This window comes from Pseudorhodoplanes sp. (assembly GCF_050250235.1).
Taxonomy (GTDB): domain Bacteria; phylum Pseudomonadota; class Alphaproteobacteria; order Rhizobiales; family Xanthobacteraceae; genus Pseudorhodoplanes.
Genome location: NZ_JBFWPA010000284.1, coordinates 1 through 4,030, shown reverse-complemented (window position 1 = coordinate 4,030; position 4,030 = coordinate 1). Strand labels below are relative to the sequence as shown.

Below are 4,030 nucleotides of genomic sequence, written 5' to 3'. Positions count from 1 at the left end.
GTCCCCGCCTGACGGATCGGGAATTCGTAGCGAAATCGCTCACCCGGCTCGACCGCAGCCATGGTAACGCCCGGCACGCCGTCCATCAGAAAAGGCACCAACAACCCATGCCAATGGATCGAAGTGCCCATCGAACTGTCGTTGACGAGATCGACGACCAGATTCTGGCCCTCTTTCAGCCGCAATAGCGGTCCAGGAATTGTCCCGTTGACGGTAACGCCAGGTCCGCGACGAGTCCCTGTCGTAAACATGGCGTCCGCGACTGTCATCGTCTGGTAGTCACCTGAAAGGACGTCACTTCCGCGGCGGGCGAGAGTCCCGTCCAGCGTCCCGCGCGCCCAGGCAGGCATTGCGCCCACGAATCCCAGAGCGCCGAGAGAAGCTGTGCCGGCGGTCAAAAACTTTCGTCGATCAATTGATGTCATTTGCTATCTCTGGTCTGGCTGTTCTGGTTAATCTACGAAGGAAAACAGTCCGCCCCTCAAAATTTCTCGAACTTTTCCTTGAGAGAGTTTCGGGCGCGGTAGATGCGGGTTTCTACGGCCTTTTCACTGATGCCGAGAATTTGGGCAGCTTCGGCCTGGCTGTAGGATTCGAGCGCTACGAGCACAAATGGCTCCCTGAGCTTTTGGGGAAGGAAGGATATCTCCCGTTTTACCCTCGCGAGCTCCTGACGGCTTACGAGCTCTCTCTCCTGGTCGGGACGATCATCAGGGATAACGTAGTCTTGCTCGCTGCCATCGATATGAAAGAACAATGCGAGCCTCCGCCTGCGCAGGCCATCGCGGCACTTGTTCATCGTGATGGTCGCAAGCCATGGCCCCAGGGGACGCTTCTGATCGAATTGCCGGAGTGCCAACCAAGCGGCCGCCAAGGCATCTTGCACAGCATCTTCGCCATCGGCCGAGTTGCCCATCATCCTCTCGGCCAGGACCAGCAGTCCGGGCGCGTAGTGGCGAGCAAGCTGGTCAAAGGCCGCACGGCCTCCGATCCTGGCTGATGCGACAATCCGCTTTTCATCTTCTAGCGTTTCGCCCCGCACGCCGATTCATTCTCGGGGTTCGCTGGTAAGGGCACTTCCAACCTGTCGGTCGAAGGCTTCCTGCTGCCTGGCGTTCAGCAGTGCCCGCATGTCGAAGACATGGCGGACAGTCGCCTTCTGAAGGTCACCCATTCTTTCGTGGACTGCATCGATCGCGGTACCGACCTTGGGGCCGTAGCGATGTTCATCATCCATCGCAGCAGCAAGCCCGGCATTGGCAGCTTGAAGCGACAACTCCAGGTGCCTCTTCTCAATCGCGAACTGAGCCTCAAGCGCTTCGAGGCGCGCATCCTGCTCGGCTGTCAATTGCAGCTCTTCATGGACGAAAGCGTGCAGACCCGCGCGATCGCTCTCCTCATTGAGCCAATGGTTCGTCGCAACGGCGCCTATGGATCCAGCAAGAATTGCAAGGATGAGGAGCGCGAGGACATTGAGCGGCGAAAGTTTCATCGGCTGATATGCAACAAAGCTGCGGGGGACAGGTCGGCTCCTTCAACGATCGCATAGCGATGCTTTTGTGACGCCGCTGGAACCCCGGTTGTCGCCATGCCCGCCCCAAGCCCGAGAGCAACAATACAGAACGCCGCCATCATTTTGTGCCGCGACTCTCTCGCCTGCTGGAGTCGGCCGATCCGCTCCCAAATACCATCGTAAAACTCGGGAACGATGCTCACCGGCATATTCTCAAGCGCTAGCTTCTGAAGAAGCCTATCGATTTCTCTATCGTCCATGACCCAGATCAATTCCGATTTGTTGCTGGTATTTATCATACGCAGGAATTGCACTGACCCCTCGAAAATTTTTCTTGAGGGATTTGCGCCCGTCATTCGTAGTTGATTCAGAGGCACCTGAAACTTGAGGCCAAAACCTCTTGCCTTCTGTGCAAGCAGCCTCTGATCTTCCGTGATTAGACCCATGGAGGATGAGCAAAAGTAGCGGCTTCGGAAAAGGGGTACGGCACCGAATGCGACGAGCAGTAAGAAAATATGCGGCAGGTGTGCTGCTAACCACGTTGGCGGCCTGCACGAATGTTGCGCAGGCGACCAGCTATACCATGCACCGCGATCCGCAATGCGGGTGCTGCGAAGCCTGGGCGGACCATGTCAGCGACAATATGGACGCCCGGGTGGCGACAGTGGACGAACCCGATATGAGCGCCTTCAAAGATGCGCAAAATGTACCGCAAGATTTGCGCTCATGCCACACTATGATCGTGTCGGGTTATGTCATTGAAGGCCATGTTCCCGCCGACGCGATCGCAAAACTACTCCGCGAGCGGCCGCAAGGCGTGGATGGTCTGGCGGTTGCCGGGATGCCACTTGGCTCTCCCGGAATGGAAATGGGCGCACAGCGACAGTCTTATGAGGTCATAGCCTTTGGAGACGCAGGACACAGGGTCTTTGCAAGATACTAGCTCAACTGCCGCGTGAGGCGTTCCAAGAGGAAAGCCGTTGAAGAGCAACAAACAGCAAAAGGCCAGCGGCAGGAACCGGAAAATTCTGAAATCCTGTCCTGTCCGAATATCCACCGGCAATATTGCCTGGTCGAACCGAAGCAGGAGGAGATAGCATGTCTGAAATATCGATCGGGCGCGGCATCTGGATCTGGGGGTGGACGCTCAGTCTTTTCGTGCTGATCAGCTATCTTCTGTGCGTCGCCTTCGGCCTGCTCGTTCCGGGCCGGTTTCATATGGTGGAAGCCTGGGCTCCGCTCTTGCCAGGCTTCGAATGGCTCACTGTCGAGGGATTTTTAGCCGGTGCAGTCGGAAGCTTCCTTTACGGGTGGTACGCTGCACTTCTACTGGTCCCGCTGCACCACTTTTTCGCTCGCAGGTCCGCGGGACCGGACACATCCCGCGACCGTTGAAACGAGGACGGGAGCAATTGGAAATGGGATCAAGCAACGACGCTACTTTACAATTTCTGGGCGCCACCGGAACGGTGACCGGATCACGCTATCTGGTAGAAAAGGGCGGTCGGAGAATCCTCGTCGATTGCGGACTCTTCCAGGGCTACAAGCAACTCCGGTTGCGCAATTGGAATCCCTTCCCCATCCCGCCGCAATCGATCGACGCGGTGTTGCTCACCCACGCACATCTGGATCACTCGGGCTATCTTCCGGCGCTGGTACGTGATGGGTTCAGGGGAAGGATACATTGTACGCCCGCGACGGCCGAGCTTTGCGGACTTCTGCTTCCCGACAGCGGCCACCTGCAGGAAGAAGAGGCGCGCTATGCCCGCAGGAAGAGCTATTCGAAGCACAAGACCCCTTTGCCGCTTTACACGCAGGACGACGCGAACCGTGCGCTCGAGCAGATCGACGCTGTCGACTTCGGCAACGAGCTGGAGCTGGGAGACGAGCTAGAGGCGCGTTTCATTCGTGCCGGACACTTACTCGGGGCGGCGCAGATCAGATTACAGGCAGGTTCTCGAAGCATCCACTTCAGCGGTGATCTTGGGCGCCAGACCGATCCCATGATGCGTGAGCCGCAAGCATTCGAAGGCGCCGACATTCTCGTCAGCGAATCTACCTACGGCAACCGCAAGCATCCGCACGTGGATGCGGCGCAGGAGCTTGCCGACGTCATAAATCGCGTCTCAAAAAGGGGAGGCGTCATCGTCATTCCCGCTTTCGCGGTGGGACGGATTCAGGGCGTCATGTTGCAGATCGCGCGGCTGCGCAACAGTGGCGCGATCCCCTACGTACCGGTCTACCTCAACAGCCCGATGGGGATCAGTGCTACCGAAATCTATCATCGCTTTCACGACGAGCATCGCGTTTCCTGGGAAGACTGCAAGGCTATGAACGATGTGGCGGAGAGGGTCCGAACTGTGGAGGAGTCGAAAGAGCTGAACCGCCGCAGCGGGCCGCTTATCGTCGTCTCCGCCAGCGGAATGCTCACCGGCGGCCGCGTCCTGCATCATGTCGCCAGTTTCGGTCCCGATCCCAGGAACGCTATCGTTCTAAGCGGTTTCCAGGCTGGCGGCA

At 58.0% G+C, this 4,030-nt stretch carries 7 protein-coding genes; 3 read left to right on the top strand and 4 right to left on the bottom strand.

The features are described from left to right. From AB7F49_RS38740 to AB7F49_RS38725, 4 genes are all read right to left on the bottom strand, one after another. Window positions 1–269: multicopper oxidase domain-containing protein (locus tag AB7F49_RS38740; RefSeq protein ID WP_428533146.1), on the bottom strand; the 269-nt coding region annotated here is incomplete at its 3' end. 212 nt (window positions 270–481) lie between these two features. Next, window positions 482–1,042, bottom strand: a complete 561-nt coding sequence (locus tag AB7F49_RS38735) for an RNA polymerase sigma factor (RefSeq protein ID WP_428533143.1) — start codon at window positions 1,040–1,042, stop codon at window positions 482–484. A 6-nt stretch (window positions 1,043–1,048) separates the two neighbouring features. Further along, window positions 1,049–1,492 (bottom strand): periplasmic heavy metal sensor, encoded by a 444-nt coding sequence (locus tag AB7F49_RS38730; RefSeq protein ID WP_428533140.1) that lies wholly within the window; start codon window positions 1,490–1,492, stop codon window positions 1,049–1,051. After that, window positions 1,489–1,959, bottom strand: coding sequence for a hypothetical protein (locus tag AB7F49_RS38725; protein ID WP_428533137.1), 471 nt, complete (start codon window positions 1,957–1,959; stop codon window positions 1,489–1,491). The genes AB7F49_RS38730 and AB7F49_RS38725 overlap by 4 nt, the downstream gene beginning before the upstream one ends. A gap of 47 nt (window positions 1,960–2,006) precedes the next feature. Here AB7F49_RS38725 and AB7F49_RS38720 point away from each other — a divergent pair, with 47 nt between their 5' ends. From AB7F49_RS38720 to AB7F49_RS38710, 3 genes are all read left to right on the top strand, one after another. Further along, window positions 2,007–2,456 carry a DUF411 domain-containing protein gene (locus tag AB7F49_RS38720; RefSeq protein ID WP_428533134.1) on the top strand — a complete coding sequence of 150 codons (450 nt, stop codon included), beginning with the start codon at window positions 2,007–2,009 and terminating at the stop codon, window positions 2,454–2,456. 155 nt (window positions 2,457–2,611) lie between these two features. Then, window positions 2,612–2,908: a hypothetical protein gene (locus tag AB7F49_RS38715; RefSeq protein WP_007013913.1), complete on the top strand. Its 297-nt coding sequence runs from the start codon at window positions 2,612–2,614 to the stop codon at window positions 2,906–2,908. A 23-nt stretch (window positions 2,909–2,931) separates the two neighbouring features. Next, window positions 2,932–4,030: MBL fold metallo-hydrolase (locus AB7F49_RS38710; protein ID WP_428533130.1), on the top strand; the 1,099-nt coding region annotated here is incomplete at its 3' end.